Source organism: Hallella absiana, assembly GCF_025457485.1.
GTDB classification, from domain to species: domain Bacteria; phylum Bacteroidota; class Bacteroidia; order Bacteroidales; family Bacteroidaceae; genus Prevotella; species Prevotella absiana.
Genome location: NZ_JAMXSP010000032.1, coordinates 1 through 16,840 on the forward strand (window position 1 = coordinate 1; position 16,840 = coordinate 16,840).

General features: G+C 51.6%; 17 protein-coding genes and 1 pseudogene. 7 read left to right on the forward strand and 11 right to left on the reverse strand.

Going from position 1 to position 16,840, the window contains the following annotated elements; all coding sequences use genetic code 11:
• Window positions 1–190, forward strand: a pseudogene (locus NG346_RS12160) (hypothetical protein); the annotation flags it as partial.
• A 160-nt stretch (window positions 191–350) separates the two neighbouring features.
• On the opposite strand, the gene NG346_RS12165 reads toward NG346_RS12160, so the two are convergent.
• The 11 genes from NG346_RS12165 to NG346_RS12215 form a co-directional block, all read right to left on the reverse strand.
• A complete protein-coding gene (locus NG346_RS12165; protein WP_396266827.1) occupies window positions 351–1,208 on the reverse strand; it encodes a helix-turn-helix transcriptional regulator in 858 nt (285 codons plus the stop codon).
• A gap of 101 nt (window positions 1,209–1,309) precedes the next feature.
• Window positions 1,310–2,677 carry a TraG/VirB4 family ATPase gene (locus NG346_RS12170; protein WP_396266825.1) on the reverse strand — a complete coding sequence of 456 codons (1,368 nt, stop codon included), beginning with the start codon at window positions 2,675–2,677 and terminating at the stop codon, window positions 1,310–1,312.
• Between the two features lie 59 nt (window positions 2,678–2,736).
• Complete coding sequence (locus NG346_RS12175) at window positions 2,737–3,024, reverse strand: DUF4133 domain-containing protein (protein ID WP_262280871.1); 288 nt, start codon at window positions 3,022–3,024, stop codon at window positions 2,737–2,739.
• A gap of 255 nt (window positions 3,025–3,279) precedes the next feature.
• A complete protein-coding gene (locus tag NG346_RS12180) occupies window positions 3,280–3,639 on the reverse strand; it encodes a DUF4134 domain-containing protein (protein ID WP_317620796.1) in 360 nt (119 codons plus the stop codon).
• Between the two features lie 199 nt (window positions 3,640–3,838).
• Window positions 3,839–4,789 carry a hypothetical protein gene (locus NG346_RS12185; RefSeq protein WP_262280870.1) on the reverse strand — a complete coding sequence of 317 codons (951 nt, stop codon included), beginning with the start codon at window positions 4,787–4,789 and terminating at the stop codon, window positions 3,839–3,841.
• Between the two features lie 4 nt (window positions 4,790–4,793).
• A complete protein-coding gene (locus tag NG346_RS12190) occupies window positions 4,794–5,084 on the reverse strand; it encodes a DUF3127 domain-containing protein (RefSeq protein ID WP_262280869.1) in 291 nt (96 codons plus the stop codon).
• Between the two features lie 63 nt (window positions 5,085–5,147).
• Window positions 5,148–5,768: a hypothetical protein gene (locus NG346_RS12195; RefSeq protein ID WP_262280868.1), complete on the reverse strand. Its 621-nt coding sequence runs from the start codon at window positions 5,766–5,768 to the stop codon at window positions 5,148–5,150.
• A 27-nt stretch (window positions 5,769–5,795) separates the two neighbouring features.
• Window positions 5,796–6,389, reverse strand: a complete 594-nt coding sequence (locus tag NG346_RS12200) for a hypothetical protein (protein ID WP_262280867.1) — start codon at window positions 6,387–6,389, stop codon at window positions 5,796–5,798.
• An 8-nt stretch (window positions 6,390–6,397) separates the two neighbouring features.
• Window positions 6,398–7,123 carry a ParA family protein gene (locus NG346_RS12205; protein WP_262280866.1) on the reverse strand — a complete coding sequence of 242 codons (726 nt, stop codon included), beginning with the start codon at window positions 7,121–7,123 and terminating at the stop codon, window positions 6,398–6,400.
• Window positions 7,124–7,581: 458 nt separating this feature from the next.
• The gene (locus tag NG346_RS12210; RefSeq protein WP_262280865.1) at window positions 7,582–8,787 is read right to left on the reverse strand and encodes an ATP-binding protein; all 1,206 of its coding nucleotides are present in this window, start codon (window positions 8,785–8,787) and stop codon (window positions 7,582–7,584) included.
• A gap of 200 nt (window positions 8,788–8,987) precedes the next feature.
• On the reverse strand, window positions 8,988–9,773 hold the full coding sequence (locus NG346_RS12215; protein WP_262288797.1) for a peptidoglycan DD-metalloendopeptidase family protein: 786 nt from the start codon (window positions 9,771–9,773) through the stop codon (window positions 8,988–8,990).
• A 476-nt stretch (window positions 9,774–10,249) separates the two neighbouring features.
• Between NG346_RS12215 and NG346_RS12220 the strand changes: the two genes are divergently transcribed.
• From NG346_RS12220 to NG346_RS12245, 6 genes are all read left to right on the forward strand, one after another.
• The gene (locus NG346_RS12220; RefSeq protein WP_262280863.1) at window positions 10,250–11,017 is read left to right on the forward strand and encodes a DUF3945 domain-containing protein; all 768 of its coding nucleotides are present in this window, start codon (window positions 10,250–10,252) and stop codon (window positions 11,015–11,017) included.
• Between the two features lie 60 nt (window positions 11,018–11,077).
• The gene (locus tag NG346_RS12225; RefSeq protein WP_262280862.1) at window positions 11,078–12,871 is read left to right on the forward strand and encodes a phosphoribosyltransferase; all 1,794 of its coding nucleotides are present in this window, start codon (window positions 11,078–11,080) and stop codon (window positions 12,869–12,871) included.
• Between the two features lie 78 nt (window positions 12,872–12,949).
• Window positions 12,950–13,162, forward strand: coding sequence for a hypothetical protein (locus tag NG346_RS12230; protein ID WP_262280861.1), 213 nt, complete (start codon window positions 12,950–12,952; stop codon window positions 13,160–13,162).
• Between the two features lie 123 nt (window positions 13,163–13,285).
• Window positions 13,286–14,671, forward strand: coding sequence for an ArdC family protein (locus NG346_RS12235; RefSeq protein WP_262280860.1), 1,386 nt, complete (start codon window positions 13,286–13,288; stop codon window positions 14,669–14,671).
• Between the two features lie 80 nt (window positions 14,672–14,751).
• Window positions 14,752–15,978 carry a DUF3991 and toprim domain-containing protein gene (locus NG346_RS12240; protein ID WP_262288798.1) on the forward strand — a complete coding sequence of 409 codons (1,227 nt, stop codon included), beginning with the start codon at window positions 14,752–14,754 and terminating at the stop codon, window positions 15,976–15,978.
• A gap of 108 nt (window positions 15,979–16,086) precedes the next feature.
• Window positions 16,087–16,797: a hypothetical protein gene (locus NG346_RS12245; protein WP_262280858.1), complete on the forward strand. Its 711-nt coding sequence runs from the start codon at window positions 16,087–16,089 to the stop codon at window positions 16,795–16,797.
• Window positions 16,798–16,840 lie beyond the last annotated feature (43 nt).

The window sequence follows — 16,840 nt, forward strand, 5'->3', positions numbered from 1 at the left end:
TATCTTTTCTTGTTCCATGACCGCAAAGGTAAGCAAAAAAAATAGTTTTAGCACGCTATCATATCAAGTTCTTTGGTTAGGCAGCGGCATCCGTCCGCCACGGACAATCCCCCTTGGGCCTAAATCTTATGCAAAGATTTTGCAAACGAGCGCAATGAAAGCGTGCTTTCAAATTGCCGAGTGCAGCTAAATCTTATGCAAAGTTACGACAGGTTGCGTCTGGCTACAACTCCTTACGTGTATTTGACCTCAGAAAAGGCCGATTTTGCTTGTTTTACCCGCTTATTTGCCGTTTTTTCGAAACAATCGGACTCGGATTTGGCCAATAGCAACGCTCCGCTTCTGACGGCTCATGTCGCTCCCTCGCGCTTTTCCTTGGTCGACGGGCTCTTGTCCTCAGCCTTTCTGCGCTCCGCTTCCCAGTCCTCCTTCAAGTAATAGAGCCGGTTGCCGTTGGCCTTCTTCGTCCGAACGTTGTGGGTGTTGGCGAACCGCCTGACCTGCGTCTTGCCGAGTCCGTAGATGCGCATAAGTTCGCCGCAGGTGTACCAGTGCTCATTCAGTGTCCTGCCCAAACGCTCACGTTCCTCACTGATGGCATTGTCGACAGCCTCCTTCGGATAGCACGTGGTGCCGAAAGCGTGGATGGACGGAATCTGATACCGCATCCTAAGTGTATAAAGACGACCGTAACTGTAGTCGAACTTCGCGCAAATCTCCGCCATCGTATAATGTGTGTCGTGGGTGACACCGATGGGGGCGCGGTCCTTGGCAGCCCGTTTGGACACTCTGCGAGTCTTGGCACCCTCATTCGCCTTTCCCTTGCTGTCCTTTTCCTTACAGTCATGCCCTTTGTCTTTTGAGAAGATCGACTGTGAGAGCGTCTCCCCAAGCGCAGCCTCTATCATGCTGAGAATCTCCTTCCGTGCGACGACCGTCACGCGTTCCGAGAGTTTGACCGGGTGTAGCTTTCCACGACTGACCATCGTATAATAAGTCCTCAAACTGATACCGAGCAGTTCAGCCACCTGCCGCGGACGATAGAACTCCTGCCGAGAACTTACGTTGACAACGCTGCCGCCCGAACTGTTAAGTTGTGTTTCGTTTTTCTTTCCCATAGTGCTTGTTCTTGTGAATTTATCCGTTTTCAGCATTGTCTGACAATTTTGGTGCAGCGGCGTTGCATTATCTGCTTTAGGGTGCAACACCTTATGCCGCGGCACTTCATTGTCAAGTTCCAAATGCGGTACAAAATTAATCAAAACAGATGGAACTCACAATAGCCATATGGAAAGACTGCAAACGCTTGTTAACTGATAATCAACCGATTACTTGCAGGCGTTTGCAACCGTTTGCCGACATTAAAGTCCATGTGGAAGGACTTTCCGCTACCGCTTGGGCCGATGCAAAAGAAATTGGCGTTGTCGGTCATCTTCACCCTGCCTTCCTTGCCGGTGATGTCGATGCAAACGGGCAAACCTTGTCTATCGGTGTAGTAGGTCTTCAGCGGCGTGTCCTCGCTGTGCCACTGCCGCTCCTTGTACATCAGGCACAAGGCAGCGTCCGAAAGCGTGAGGAAGAGGTTGTAGTCGGGGTTAAAGCTATAGGCATTGCCGGGAAAGGAGTCCATGAAGAGCTCCAACTGGTTGTAGGCAGACTTTGATGCAAAGATGCCGCACTCGTAGAGACGGGTCTCAATGAAGGAGGTAACATCAGGTAGTCTTTCCTCTGCACAGCCCACAAGCAGGTTGAAGTTGGTATAGACCAACAGACGGCTGTCCTGAGCAAGGATGTCGAGAACGGCTTCAATGTCGGCCTTGGCTATCTTGTTGCTGGGGTCGGGCATGGAGCCGTGGCGCTTGGCCTTGCTCTGCAGTTTGCGGAGTAGTTTGCGCTGGTGCGGTATCTGAATGACCTGGTTATAGACCACGCAGTCGGCACCGGGGATGGCACCGAGGAATGACAGCAGGTCTGTGGCAATCGGGTAGCCGTTGACGAAGGATGTGCGGTAGGGCTTGATGAGCGTGGGCAGGTCAATCTCGTCCACATCAACCATGTCAAAGGACTTCACCACATTGCGTCCCATGCGCAGACAGTCCTCGCCGGATTTGAAGCTCTGCATCGAGAAGGCGCCACGGCGGAAGTTGAAGGCCATGAAGCGGTGGAGGTACTCGTTGACCTCGCCCTTGGTAAGCATGTGATACCATATACCGCGGGACTTCAATATGTCGGTGACCTTGCCCACTTTGGAATGGAAGTCGAGCCATGTCTTGGGGTCGTACTTCACGAAAGCGGATTTTATTGTCTCCTGCGTGATAATGAGATAGGTACGTATCTCGGTGTATGGCCTGCCGTTGAAGTAGCGGAAGTAGCTGCGAGTGAGAAATTCCATGTCATCTGTGATGTCATGGTGATAGCTCTGGCGGCACAGCACGTCCTGCTTCTGCAGGGCATAGCCCTCGCCGAGTGTTTGGACGATGTTGTTCAGCACGTCGGCATAGGCCATGTACTGGTCGGCATCGGTAGAGTACTGCTGGACTGGATTCTCGATCTCGATGATGACGGACGGATTACCGTTCTTCGAGAAAAGTACCGTGTTCAGCAGTTTTCCATCTGCATCCTTGATGTCCTGGAGCTGGGCGAAGAGGCCGTCGAGCGGTTTTTTATTATTGGCCATTAGATTGGTTCTTTGTCAGTTAAGGTTGATTGCTAAATTGAAAATCGAACATAGAGATTTCACCTATCATACATCTTGTAGAAGAAGTAGATGCCTGGATGCCGTTTCTTGTTGTGCAGTCCACCCTGCTGTTTGATGAAGATGCCGAGCAGGCTGACAGCGGCAATGATGACCATGGCGATGAAGCCGGCCAGCTTTCCCAAGATGATGGAGAAGAGGATGAAGCCGATGAAACTTGCGCCGATGGCACAGGCGGCAAGGGTGAGGAAACGCCCCCGGATGCCCATGAACTCCAAAGGCTTCTGCAAGCCCTTAAAGACAGGAAAGCCGTTGAACGAGTTGTCCATAGTCGTGGGATTTGTGTTTGTGTTGTTGTGCTTGCATGAGAGTATATTTCGGTTGTCGGATTTTCTAAGTAAAAAGGTGTGGGAGCCGACGCTTCGGCCTCCCCGCACCTTAGTGCCCGTTACACAGTTCCGGGGAACTGCGAGATCACTTCTTGCGGTCGATTATCACTTCTATACTATGAAAAACATTTTCTCTCGGATTGTACGTAACCTTCTCATATCAAAGTGAAAACCGGAGCCTCACGGCTTAATGTTCTACTTGAAGAACAGAGGTAAAGCCTCTGACATAGCGATAAATGCGACACATCCGCCAATGGTAAGCATGATGGTCTTCTTGACATCCTGGTCACCATTGCTCATCTTGAAATAGACGTTGAATGCGCCCACCAACGCAATCACTGCGGCGATGGCCTTCATCAGGTTGCCAACGGGAACTTGGTAGCCTGATACCTCGGTGATGGCCTTCTGGAAGCCTCCGGCACCCGCGCTCTGGGCGAAGGTGGCGACGGCGCAGAAAAGGAACATTGCGGCGAATGCTGCAAGACGTTTCTTGGGCAGGTGCTTGCATGCGCTCATGCAAGCGGTCTTGATGGTTCTTAAACTGTTCTGTAACATAGGTTGGGTTCATAGTTTACGTTACAATTTAAAGACCATATTTACAAATAGCGGAAGATGGGTGAGTGCCGCAGGACGCGGCCGTCTGAGCCCCTTGCCCCGTGACGGGCGCAGCTCTCTTCCTTGGCTGTCTTATGGGTGTTGTCTTTTGGTTAAGGTTTGAATAGGTTTGGGTTAGTCTTTCCTCAAAGTCATTGAATCAGAAGTTGACGGTGGGGACATCATGCTTCGGACTTCGTTGCTTCGCCATCTCGATGGCTATCTTCTCGTCCTCGTCAAGTTCTCGCGGCTTGGCATCCGTCTCTTCCCATTCGGAATCAATCATCTTGGTAATCATCTCCACCTTATCGGCAGAAACCCGCTTGACTTCCTCACTGAGTTTCTCGGCAGTCTGACCACCGCAATAGACGGTGTCCTGTGCCACGACTTTTGTCTTGTAATAGAAGTAGGCCGGAATGGGACGCTGCTTTTGGATCTGCTTGGACTTGGATGATTTAGGTTTGGGAGTCTCTTCATCATCAGCCGAGACATAAACGACAGGGGAAGCAGAAATGGAAGTGGAAGCATCTTCTGGCCTGTGTTCTTGCGTCTCAACGATAACCTCCGGCTGTTGGTTGCTCTTTTCCTTGGCTGCTGCCAGTTCCTCGGAATGGATCTGCTGTCGCCTGATGCGCACCAGTTCTTGGATGCGCTTGCGTGCCTCTTTGTCAGCAACTACAGGCTCTGAGACATAGCAGCAGGCTTGGGCGGAGGATGCTATGGTCTTGTCGTTGTCGTCTTCATCTGATTTTTCCTTGTCTTTGCTTTTCTCCTTGTCCTCAGCCTTTTCCTTGTCTTTTTTCATTGGTGCGGACACTATGGGCTGGTCATTTGTGTTAGTTTCTTTGAGTTGTTCCGCTGTGTTCGTCTGTTGGGGTTGTTCCGCCTTTACTACCTGTATGGGCTTAGCAGTCTTTTGTGCAGCATCCTTGTCGATGAGAATGGGCTGGAACTGCCCGGCCTCGTCCGAGATGTCTACTTCCACCTCCTCCGGCTTGGGCATGAGCTCTTCGGCATCCTTGACGAAATAGATGTCGTGGATGATCATGGCCAGATAGAAGACAGGAAGGCCAACGCCCAACAAGACAAAGGCTATCGTACTGAATTCCATAGGCTCACTCCATTAGTCCGTCGCTTTGCGGACGCTCAACCGCCGTGACAGTATTGCGGCCGAAGACGCGCTCGCCGTAATCGCTGATTTTGGGAACGAAGGTGACGGTCAGGGTCTCGCCCTCGGTGATGGCAAACTCGTCAATCTCTTTCTGTCCGAACACATCCAGGAGGATGGCGGAGTTGTCGGCATCGCCGGTCTCAAGGACATACTGCTGGGCGGTCCATGTGCCGCCTTTCTTCGTGGTGCCTGACTTAGGAGGCAATACGCGGGTGATCTTTCCTGTGATTCGCATAGTTCGTTGTGTTAGTGTTGTAATGTTGTTAACAAATGATTGTTTCTTTTTGGTGATGATGACTCAGCAGCTCTCAGCAAAGTCCGTACTCTCTGTCATCGGGGTTGGCAAAGGCTCGAATCTCAGACCCATGGCCATGCCGTGCTGCTCACGGATGGGATGGCGGCACTGGCTGTCGGGGTAATAGAGGACGTTGGGATCCTCTTCGGAGATTCTGTAGCCGAATTGCCGAAGTTTGGCAAGAAGACGGGTTCTCTTGGGGTTGCTAAAAACTTTCAACTTTGTCCGCTGCTCAAGGCCGAAGGTTATGCGTGCCCGTTCCCTGCCATAGAGTTCCTTGCGCTTGCGGCTGAGGTTGGCACGCCACTGCTCGTTGCTGCGGCGCAGCCCACGCATACGGGCATAACGACAGACTGTTTTGATCGTCATCCCCGTCTGCTGGGCCAGTTCCTTGTAAGTGAGGTTATCATGTTCCATCTCCACCAGAGCTATCGCGTCACGGTTGCGCTCGGCCGTATTGCCTTTCCAAAGGCCGAGCCTTCGTGCATGGTGGGTGACGGTCGACCTGCTGCAGCCCAACTGACGGGCTAAGTCTATAAGCCGTTCCGAGTAGTACCGCTCCATGAGAAAATTGTCATCCTCGACGGTCCATCGCTTGTAATGTACTTCTTTGTCGTTTGTCATAGGGAAATGGTCTTGATAAAAGGTTACTCAGTAAAGGTCAATACGGTCTGTGAGCATCTGTCTCATGGCTTCCTTGTTTCGCTCCACATGCAACCGGGCTAAGACACAGAGGACAGCTGAGAGGCTACGTTCACCATAACAGGCAAGCAGGTTGTTGTAGAGCCTGTCTGGTAGAATCACTACATGGCGGTGGAAGGTTTCCTGATGGTAGTCAAACGCCTTGACCGACTCCACGAATGCCTCATGGCCACAGTCCGAATAATCATGACGAGATCTTCCTTTGTCCGTGGCTTTACTTTTCGTTTGGTCTGATGGTGATGTTTGTAGGAAAGAAGGGCGGGGAGCATGGTCTCCTTTATTTTCATTGTCGGTTTCCGGCTTTTGCGCTTTTCTTTTGGCCTTTTCCTTTTGCCTTGCGGGCTTGGAGACAGCTCCCGGCCCCTTCTCTTCCTTATTTTCTTTGCTTGTGCAGTGGGTCGGTTCATGATTATCTTCCTCCCCACTACCCGATCGTTCCTTTACCTGCTGCCTCTTGCTTTTCCAGACGAAAGTCTCGGTACTATCGCCATTGGCCTGCCGGAGAAGATCATTGATATCCCCGAAGTCAACCGATGGAGGCACTTGGGCAGTCATACGGCTTTCTTCTTCTCATTATAGATGCTTTCCCAAAGGGAATTGTAGCATGGCTTTACGATCTCAGTCTGTCGTGGCGTGATGTACAGACTGCTGTAGCGCTGCATCTCCACACCGGCGGGTATCATCGGCAGCACAGTGCCTATACTGCAGTACTGCTGGTTCAGGCGCTCGCGTTCCTCAAGCTCCTTTTTGTTGCCCCAACGTCGGTTGATCTGGTTAGGCAGAAAGTAGAGAGGCGGAAGGTCTTTGTTTGCCTTCTTGCAGGTTGACGCAAGTACATTGAGGAAGGAGTCGGTGGAGTTCACGCAGGTCTTCTCGTACTGAAACGGGATAATGAGGGCATCACAGCTGGTAAGCAGGGCAAGGCTGCCCTGGTGGGCAAGACTGCCCGGGGTGTCGATGACGAAGTCGAAGTCCTCATCGCGCATGTTGGCAATCAGCTCCATCGTACTTTCCTGGCTGCTCAAATCAAGGTAAGAAACTACCTGATAGGGTATCTCGATGTCGGGGAATTCCTCGCGCTCCTGCTTGCGCTTTTTGACGATACTCTGCTGAGGGTCGGTGTCGAAGAGGACGAAACGTAAGCCCAGTTCAGCAAGGTAGTCGGAGAACATGACGCAGTTGGTGGTCTTGCCCACACCGCCCTTCTGGTTGGCAAAGGCGATAATCTTGTTGCCCTTCTTCTTGGGCTTGTTGAAATTGAATGTTGCTATACTCATCGGTTTTCAATGTTGGTGATACTTGTTTCGGGTAGCCACAACTGCCAAGGGTGCCAATACACCGAGGGGCTCATTCATGTGTGACGAAAAAATAGACGTGCTCCTTTTTGGCAGGCCGGTTATGAAGAGGAGCTTGGCCCTTGACAAGCATGACCGATGAATGGTCGGCTGTTTTCGATGGCAAAGATAAGGACAAATCCTGATTGACGCAAGTATCGGCATGAAAAATGAGCAAAAGAAGCTGATTTTGTGCAACTTTTCTACGTTTTTTAAGAAATTGCCAGCCAATCTGTTACAAATGTCCACAGTTAGACGTTGCCGCACTGTAATTTCTGAGGTTGTGAGGTATGAGAAGGCTTGGAGTAGTATCAACAAAGGCATTCTACGACCTATTCATTGCGGACTGTAGAATGCCTTTGATCTGGGTTAATGTCAATCAAGCAAAGAGGGCACATCTGTCAATACAGCAAGCCGAACATCCAAAGGGGAATTCTGTGGCCGGCACCCGTCTCGATGTCATCGATGGCAAGGTAGCTGTCGGGCTCGTCCTTGATTTGGTCGAAGGTCTTGCCGGAGCCGCCTACCTCAAAGAGATACTTGCCATTGATGAGGAAATCGCCCTTCTGCGGCATGGTGACATCGGCCACCGCCTGTAGTTGGTTGTTGAAAAATGTCTCGCGCGTGGTTCCAATGTTTGTGTTTGTCCCCAAGGCCGCCATGAGGTTGGTGTTGCCCAAGTATATCTTCTCGGGTGAGGAGAGGTGCTTGTAGTTTTTCGTGACCTTGGTCAGCAGGGATATGATTTGCGCCTTGTCGAGCGTGTACAGCATCTTCAGGCAACTGTCGCGGGTCGTTTCGAGCGCCTGTCCCAGTTTGCTGACGTTCGGTACGAGTGGCACGCTCTGGGCAATGATGGCCAGCAGTTTTTTGGTCTTCTCTATGGTGGCATAGGAGACTTTCTCAACGGCCGGCATGTCGCTTTCTATCACCAGTGAGGCCACTGCGGCAAGCCGCATCTCGTAATCCTCGCCCGCTTCCAAAAAGAAGGGATAGCAGCCCTTGGCCAGATATTCATTGAATGCCTTGAGCACCTTTACCTTGGCTGTCAGGTTCATGGCAATGGCAACGTGGCGCTCCAACAGTTCTTCCAACGAGATTGGCGGCACGTCTATGACATTCGTGAAGGCAAGGTATTCCCGAAACGACATCACGTGCAGGGTGTAGAGTGACTGGCGACGGGACAGGTCGGTCTTGGAATTGTCTATCTCCAGCATTGACGACCCCGTATAAACGATGTTCAGATCGGGATAGCTGTCATAGAGATTCTTCAACACGATGGCCCAGTCCGGATACTTGTGCACCTCGTCCACAAAGATGTATCTCAGTCCGTGGCTGTAGAGATACTCCACGAGTTCCGTCAGGCTGTGCGTCTTGAACCAAATATTGTCCAACGAGATCCACAATGCGTCGTCGATGTTGTCAAAGGTCTTTTTGATGTGTTGCAGCAGCAGCGTGGTCTTGCCGGCGCCGCGTGAACCGCGGATACCTATCAGCCTCGACTTCCAGTTGATCCTGTCATGCAGGAAACGGGTAAAGCGCAGACTTGTCATGGCCAGCCGGCGATGATAGACGGTCAGAAGTGGGAAAATGTCTTGTTGCTCCATAGTCAAAGATAATTGATGATGTGCAAAGATACAAAATAGCTTTTGAAAAAGCGAATTTTGAGGCAAAAATAACTTTTTGAAAAGTGATTTTCGGATTATTACAGTGAATTTCTAATAAAACCAGAATGTAGAATGACACATATAAGAACAGACATAGTATGTGATGCAAACTGGATCAGGCTTTTGATTTTTGGATGTCCTTATAACCGGTCGGCAATCTTCCTCACCTTATATATATAGTCCTTGGCACTGGCATAGCCGATGCGCTTGAGGAAGGTATAGTAGCCCTCACCGTCCCGATGCTTGTACTGCACCCAGTCGCGGTAGGCTATCACGGACTCTTCCCAGTGGTTGAAGGTGTAGTAGCCCTTGGAATGCCTTAGGCCGAAGAGGTTGTTGCCCTCACGGCAGAGACGCGACTTGAATGTGCCAGTTTCAAGAATAGCCTGGGCAAGGACGATTTTCGGGTATTTGATGCCATGTCGTTGGAGGGCGGCATAGAGGTTGGCAATAGTGAGCTCGTCTCTTTGTGATTTCTTGCTTTCCATTCCGCTCAGCTGTGCCAGCTGTCTGTCGCATTCAATGACCTTTTCATGGAGTGCGCGCAGCAGTGGCAACGGGTCGGTGCTTTGCCATCTGCCGTTGCCGTCCAAACGCTGAAGGCGGATGTGCAGGTGATTGCCGGTGCTGCGTCCGCTGGAGCCGACTCGCCCGACGATGGTCCCGGCCAGTACCGCCATGCCCTGTTGGACATAGATCTCACTAAGATGACCATAGAGGCATCGCATGGTGCCGTGGTCAAGGATGACATAGTTGCCGTAGCCGGTATTGCCGTGCGCTGCCTTGACCACGATTCCCGGCAACATGGAGTAGACGACATCGTGGCCACCTTGCAAATCAGCTCCATCATGGAACTTCCGGCACTTGGTGAAGGGGTCTGAGCGGTAGCCATAGGGCGAGTTGACATTCACTAAATCCAATGGCATACAGACAGTTAGGCGGTTCTTGATGATGTGAAAAATCATGCTGTCCGAGGGGCTTAAAAGCGTTTTTTTAGACTGAATTTGCATTGGACTTTCATTTTCCTCAAAACTTTTTTTGCTATTTTTTTGAAGAAAATCCTCTGTTTTTTTGGTTCTAGACTGATGTTTGCCTATCTTTGCAGCGGTCAAACCAAAACAGAAAAGCTGAAGGAGACTTTTCTTCTCAGGTGATTCCTTCTCCTTCATCCCAGAAATTACATCACGGACGTATGGGTCCGTGGAAATAAATAACGTGTCGGCATCAGGGCCGACGGACTGAATCGTGTGGAACTGCGCCGATACATGCAGGCACCCAAAGGACAGCAGCATGACGGCAAGGCACATTATTGATTGTCTCATGGCAGTAGTATGTGTTTGTGTGTTACATAGATTTTGTGCAAAGATAGTACTAACCAACAGAATAACCAAACCGTAAGACTATGAAAGAAGAACCTGTACCATTCGAGAAGTTTGCTAAAATCGGTATTTTCCCAAAGGATTTGGAGAAAATGCCCAAGGAACTCCGCGACCCGATCCTCAGCGGTCACATCTCTCCGCTGATGCGTGTCAACGTGCCCATCGGAGACAATTCCAGCGTATCCGTACCAATGAAAATTCAGCTTGTAAGAGACAAGAACAACAATCTGCAACTAATTGCGTATCAAGTGCATAAGGAGATTGACAACAAGCTGCGTCTCACTGACTCCGAGCTGGAGCGTGTGCGCCGTGGTGAGGTCATCCGCAAGGAGTTCCAGGAGGGCGACAACCGTAAGATGCGGTACGTGCAGCTGGACAAGGAGACCAACTCCCTGATGCGCCGTGATGTGGCAAGTGTTAAATTTGATGAAAAGCTTGCAGAGATGGAGAAAATCAAGGACATTGGCCTCGGATGGGGACAGAAGGAAGCTGCCGCTATGGGCAAGCCGGTGGAGCTGGAGGTCGGTGACCAGAAAGTGACCGTGGGCGTTGACCTCCGTGAGCCGCAGGGCTTCAAGGTCATGCGTGGAGACATGGAGGAATGGAAACGCCAGCAGGCCATCCGCTATGATGACGCGCACGAGGGCTACATGGGCTACGTTCAGACGGACGAGAACCGGTGGGAATACAAGCAGGTAGTTGACAGGCTGCGCCACAAGGAGAGTGTCCAGATGACCGAGAGGGAAAAGATTGACAAAAAAGAGGAGAAGAAGAAAGGCCTGTCCATGTAAACCTTAGTCCCTAATCCTCTTCAACTACAAACCTATGAGCCTAAGACCTAACCTATCATCATGTCAAACAAGCAAGAATGTACGTTCACCTCCGTAGCTCCATATCCGAAAGTGCGTCAGCTGGCGCACGGGCTCAAGGACGGTGACTACGCAAGTATCTGCAAGGCTGCGGAGATGATGGCGGACGGAATAAGGGAGATGGCGGCTGGACACAACTGCGTGCTGGTGCCTATACCGAACCACCATGGCAGGGCTGTTTATACAAAGACGCTCGCCAATGAGATTTCCCGAAGGACGGGCATCCCGACGTGGGACATCCTTTCCTGCCGGCCGCACATGCCGCTGCACTATGCCAAGAAGAATGACCTCAAGCCGGAGGGCATATACCTGAAACTCAATCTGTACAGACAAGTGCCGGAGCAGTTCACACCAATAGTAATAGACAACGTGCTGGACACCGGCTATACCGCAGGTGCCGCCATTAAGGCCGTGGGTCATCCGAATACCATGCTCGCCGTCCTCGGACATACCAAGAACCATCTGACCAACAAGAACTACCAGTTTAACCAACTCGCTACCAACATGGAAAAGAAAATGCAAGAACAGCCTTCTGACATGAAGCAATCTGCCAACTCCACGAAGAAGCAGGTGAAGAACAAGACCGACACACCATTGGCGGTGTATCAGCGACTCAAGAGCAAGCATCCCGACGCACTGATCCTTATGCGCAACGGTGACTTCTACCGCTCGCTGAATGAGGATGCACGGAAGGTGTCCGACACGCTGCAGATCCCGGCACAGAAGCCAAAATTCAAGAAGGACGGTGAGCTGATAGCGGAGTTTCCTCATCATGCGCTCGACGTTTACTTGCCAAGACTCATCCAGGCTGGCAATCGTGTAGCGATTGCTGATATGCAGGAGCTGGGCAGGAAGCAAACTATAAACCAAACCAAGAACCAAACTCAAACCGATACGATGGAAAAGAAAACTGAAAAGAAGAAGACCAAGGCTAAGGATGCCAAGGTTGACAACACCGAGATGAAGGCTGAGACCAAGAAAGAGGATAAGGCCGTAGAGAAATCAGCGGAGCAGTCCACTGGCCAAAAGGTCCACAAGCCACGTGAGCCGCAGATGGTGACCGTCAATGGCGAGAAAGTTTCTCACGGACACGCCTTCCAAAGCAACCAAGACCCCAACAAGTGGTACTTTACCGCCCGTCTCGATGGTCAGCAGCTTCGTCCGCAACTCATGAAGCCGGAGGATGTCAAGGCATACCAAGAGCGAACTACTAATGTGGAGAGTCTCATGCAGACTTATTATCCCACTAAGCTGGCCAAGAAAGTCACGCCGGAGGAGTACAAGGCAGACAACAAGCTCTCAGACGGACGCGTCATCGAGAAGATGGTGGTCTATAAGGAGCATGACGAGCAGCGTCAGGATGTGGGCAAGTACAAACTCTACACGCAGGTGGGCGAGCAGAAGATGTCGCGCACAATGTCAAAGGAGGACTTGAACGCTTACTTTGACCGCGTGACAACACCTTCCAAGCTCGTGGAGAAGAACTTCGGGGAGCAGCTGCACCTCGCTTCCTTCTACAACCAGTTTCGCCTGCCTGAGAATGCCGGTGTCAAGGAGGTGCGTATTGCCAAGAGCCAGCAGGGTGACTGGACGGTATCAGCTGACCTCGGCGACAAGGGTGTAACGAGCAAGGCTGTGCTTTCTTGGCACGACAAGCAGTCGCTCTTCACAATGAAGACTGCCACCAAGGAGCAGCTGGCCGCCCGATACCTGAACACTGAAATCAAGTCAATGGCGGCTGAGAAGCAGACACAGAGATCTGCCATGAAAGTCTGATACTGGCAATCAGAAGACAGACGGAAACAATACAAGAAAACACGAACATTTCCCTAACCTTAACAACACAACACGACTATGAACAATGAATCTTTTGATACCCTCGTACAGCTAAAGCAGAACGGCAAGATTGGATGGTGTGAGCTTGCCCTCCGCAGTGAGCACGCAGCACCCTACATCCAGTGGTGCGATGACCACGGCGTGGAGCCCGATGACAACAATGCCGAGCTCTATCTGGAGCAGACGGAAGAGAAACTCTATGGCGACGAGCCGGAATTGGTAACGGTTTAGTTGAATATCTTCAACAACCAATTCTAATCTAAACCCCAAAAAACTTAACCAAGAGCCCCCGATGGCACCTCCATGCGAGGATGGTGCCGGGGCTCTCTTCACTAACCTGACAACACAGACACTATGCAAGACAAAAAAGAAAAGTCGACAAAGGACTTCAAGTCCGGCGGAGAGAAAGCTGTGGAGAAATTCACTGAGATGATGGTCGAGCGTATGCAGTCGATGAAGGCTTCCGATTGGCGGCAGGGATGGACGAACGGAAAGGGTACGATGCTCGGCATGCCGCAGAACCTCAGCGGCCGCAACTACTCGGGTACGAACTCTTTCTTCCTGCAGATGGACACGGCAATGAATGCTTACCGCACTCCGGTGTATATGACCTTCATGCAGGCGCAGAAGGAGAATCTCCGTATTAAGAAAGGGGCGCAGTCGATGCCGGTCATCTACTGGGACCTCAATATCAAGGACGAGCGTGGCAAGCGGGTTGCCGAGTCGGACTACAAGCAGATGAGCCGTGGCGAACAGGCGAAATGCGAGGTACGCCCGTTCCTCCGGGCCTTCTCCGTATTCAACGTTGACCAAACCAATCTGGAAGAGGTTAACAAGGAGAAGTACGATGCCATCGTTGACCGTTTCAAAGGCCCGCAGTTGCGTGACACGCAGGGCATGTACGAGAACCGCGCTCTTGACCGTATGTTCGAGCGGCAGGAGTGGATATGCCGTGTACAGAACGACCGCATTGTGGACGGGGCTTACTACTCTCCGGCACGAGATATGGTCATCATCCCCATGAAGGAGCAATTCAATATTGGCAAGAACGCCGAGGAAATCTTCAAGGATGGTATGGAATATTATTCATCAGCACTCCATGAGATGACGCACTCTACTGGTACTGCCAACCGACTAAACCGTGACAAGGGTGCGAAGTTCGGTGATGCGAAGTATGCCAAGGAAGAACTGGTTGCTGAGCTAACAGCCGCCATGGTGGGCAACACCTTGGGCTTCGACAAGCGTATCCTTAACAACAATGCTGCCTATATGGACGGATGGATTAACGCTCTGAGAGAGGAGCCGAAGTTTATCGTCTCGGTCATGGCGGACGTGAACAAGGCATCGAAGATGATCTTAGAGAAGATTGACGAACAGAAGATTGCCCTTGGCGAGCGTCCGATACTCTCTTCCAACATGAGTAAGGTGGACCTGCAGGCCAACATCGCCAAGCAGGAGTGGCAGCAGCCGCACGACATCGCGCTCTCGGCAAAGTTCGACAGTGCCTCCATCTACAATCGATTGGACGGTGGCTATGCGGTGCGTGCTACCTTTGAGGGGCAGGACCTCGGTATGAAGCCCATCAGCAAGATTACGGGTATCAGATATGAGATGATGCCCACGGGTGCGCTGAAAGACCAGATGCTCCACGACACCGTGGCAAGGAAGTTTGCTGGAGAAGTGCGTGAGATACGTGAGCAGAAGCAACAGAACAACGAGAATAAAGGATTGAAATTGTGAGTATTACATGCTTACATTAAATGTTCTATGCAAGCTGCTTTTACAAGCAGACCAATTATAAACCTTCAAACTACAAGCCTATGTCTTACGTATCTTTTCAGGAGATGAAGCCGAGGGTGGGCATCGACGACGTTGCCTTCTCTCTCGGCTACAAGCTCAACAGACAGGCGGGCGTGGGACGGTACATCGAACTTATTCTGCCCGACGGCAAGGGAGAGAAGCTCGACACCATCGTCATCTCACATCCGCAGGAGAAGGAACGGCAGAAGTACTTCCACCGCAATTCGGGAAAGCGCGGTGACGTGGTGGACTTCATCGGTGAGAACCTGGGCCGCTTCAACATTTATGGCAGGAACCAGTGGGAGGTCATCGGTAAGGTGATGGCAGACTTTGCCAACATGCCACTCGTGGACAACCACGACCGTGGGTATAGTGGTGGACTGGGCAGTCTAAACACAGTGTTCAATCCTAAGCGATACACTTCCCAACCTCTGTCAAGGAACATGGACTATGCCATGGGTATCTTTGAGGAGCGTGGCATCAGTCATGAGACGGTGCAGTTGTTCGAGCGGCACATCGCCATCGTCACTGACCAGAAGAACAAGAACGGCCTACCGATGATCGGCTTTCCTTACCGCGAGCCGCGCTTCAGTTCCGACTTGGCAGGATATGAGCTGCGGGGCGACCGTGGTTTCAAAGGCAAGGCGGCAGGGACGAACTCGACCACGGCGGTATGGACGGCTGGCATCCACTCGGCATTGAACAATCCCCAGATGGTCAGGTATGTGTTCTTTGCCGAATCTGCCTACGACGCTATGGCGTTCTATCAGGCGAACCAAGGAAAGATTGACCTCACGCACTCAGCATTTGTCTCTGTCGGTGGTGCGCTGTCCAACGTACAGGTGTCGGGGCTGATGCGCCACTACAATATGGCGAAGGCTGTGGACTGCTTCGACAATGATCTACCCGGACGCATCTACGGCATGAGGATGGCGGCTCTGCTCGATGGCAAGCGGCTCACTGTAACTCAGATGGGAGACAATCTCCGACTTGAGATGGACGGGAAAGCCTTTGACATGCCGATGGGGAAAGCCTCTGTTGAAGAGTTGGCCAAACATGTAAAGCTGTCAGACCGTATCGAAGTCCGCAAGCCACCTGTGAACTACAAGGACTGGAACGACGTTGTGCGTGGCATGCCCTTGGAGGCGCTGCAGCTCAAGACAAAGTTCCAGCGGGACGAGAATCTCGCAAGGATAAGGACGGAGTTGCGCGAGCGGAATGAGTGCAGAAGCGGTTTTAAGATGTGAAAACCAACGAAAGGGAAGTATTAACGAGGCCACGGTGCGTCACCTCCGGCACCAACTTTTCAAGTCCGTACCGTCGGCAACGACCGTGGCCCAAACAAACGAAGAACCATGAAAAGAAAAATTCTTTGCCTGTTGCTTGCCATGTCCGGCTCCGTCTGCGGCTTCGCCCAGCAGACCGACCCGACACTCACGGCAGCGGTGGCTACGCAGACGGAGATTCTCAAGAAAATTTTCAAGACGCGTGACAAGACGCAGAAGGAAATCATTGCTACGGAGGTGGCGGTGACGGCGGCTATGGAGCGCATGCACCAGTTGGAGAAGAAGATGCTGGAATACCTGCAAAACGCACAAGGTGCCATGCAGAACATCTATCAGATCAAGCGTGCAGCCGAGCTCGTTGCCGTGGAGATACCGAACAACATGTCATTGCTCAGAAAGTCCTTGCCTGGACACCTCAAGGGAACAGCCATCGCACTGATGGTGTCTGATGAGCTTGCGGATGCCACTACGCAGATGATAACGCTCTTCCCGTTCATGAAGCAACTGGTCACAAGCGGCTCGTACGATGTCACCAACGCCGACGGCAAGACAGAGAAGCACAAGGTCAACCTGCTCAACTCGGCGGAACGGTATTATATAGCCAACGAGGTTGTCACTCGCTTGGAGACCATCAACACGGACTTGTGGCTGCTGGCATGGCAGATCCGCACACTGTCATGGAACGACCTTTGGTACGGCCTTGACCCGGAAGGATGGGCGACAGTGATGTCGGGCAAGTACATAGTAGAGGGATTGATATGGGAATGGAATTATCTCTGAGCCTTTCCTCAGCCTCTTTTATTCAACTAATAAAAAACTTCAA

Bases quoted from the DNA above. Each gene is read 5' to 3' on its own strand.
- NG346_RS12175 (WP_262280871.1), bottom strand. From the start codon at position 3,024: ATGGACAACTCGTTCAACGGCTTTCCTGTCTTTAAGGGCTTGCAGAAG.
- NG346_RS12170 (WP_396266825.1), bottom strand. From the start codon at position 2,677: ATGGCCAATAATAAAAAACCGCTCGACGGCCTCTTCGCCCAGCTCCAG.
- NG346_RS12185 (WP_262280870.1), bottom strand. From the start codon at position 4,789: ATGGAATTCAGTACGATAGCCTTTGTCTTGTTGGGCGTTGGCCTTCCT.
- NG346_RS12190 (WP_262280869.1), bottom strand. From the start codon at position 5,084: ATGCGAATCACAGGAAAGATCACCCGCGTATTGCCTCCTAAGTCAGGC.
- NG346_RS12220 (WP_262280863.1), top strand. From the start codon at position 10,250: ATGAAAGAAGAACCTGTACCATTCGAGAAGTTTGCTAAAATCGGTATT.
- NG346_RS12195 (WP_262280868.1), bottom strand. From the start codon at position 5,768: ATGACAAACGACAAAGAAGTACATTACAAGCGATGGACCGTCGAGGAT.
- NG346_RS12245 (WP_262280858.1), top strand. From the start codon at position 16,087: ATGAAAAGAAAAATTCTTTGCCTGTTGCTTGCCATGTCCGGCTCCGTC.
- NG346_RS12240 (WP_262288798.1), top strand. From the start codon at position 14,752: ATGTCTTACGTATCTTTTCAGGAGATGAAGCCGAGGGTGGGCATCGAC.
- NG346_RS12235 (WP_262280860.1), top strand. From the start codon at position 13,286: ATGCAAGACAAAAAAGAAAAGTCGACAAAGGACTTCAAGTCCGGCGGA.
- NG346_RS12225 (WP_262280862.1), top strand. From the start codon at position 11,078: ATGTCAAACAAGCAAGAATGTACGTTCACCTCCGTAGCTCCATATCCG.
- NG346_RS12215 (WP_262288797.1), bottom strand. From the start codon at position 9,773: ATGCCATTGGATTTAGTGAATGTCAACTCGCCCTATGGCTACCGCTCA.
- NG346_RS12210 (WP_262280865.1), bottom strand. From the start codon at position 8,787: ATGGAGCAACAAGACATTTTCCCACTTCTGACCGTCTATCATCGCCGG.
- NG346_RS12180 (WP_317620796.1), bottom strand. From the start codon at position 3,639: ATGTTACAGAACAGTTTAAGAACCATCAAGACCGCTTGCATGAGCGCA.
- NG346_RS12230 (WP_262280861.1), top strand. From the start codon at position 12,950: ATGAACAATGAATCTTTTGATACCCTCGTACAGCTAAAGCAGAACGGC.
- NG346_RS12205 (WP_262280866.1), bottom strand. From the start codon at position 7,123: ATGAGTATAGCAACATTCAATTTCAACAAGCCCAAGAAGAAGGGCAAC.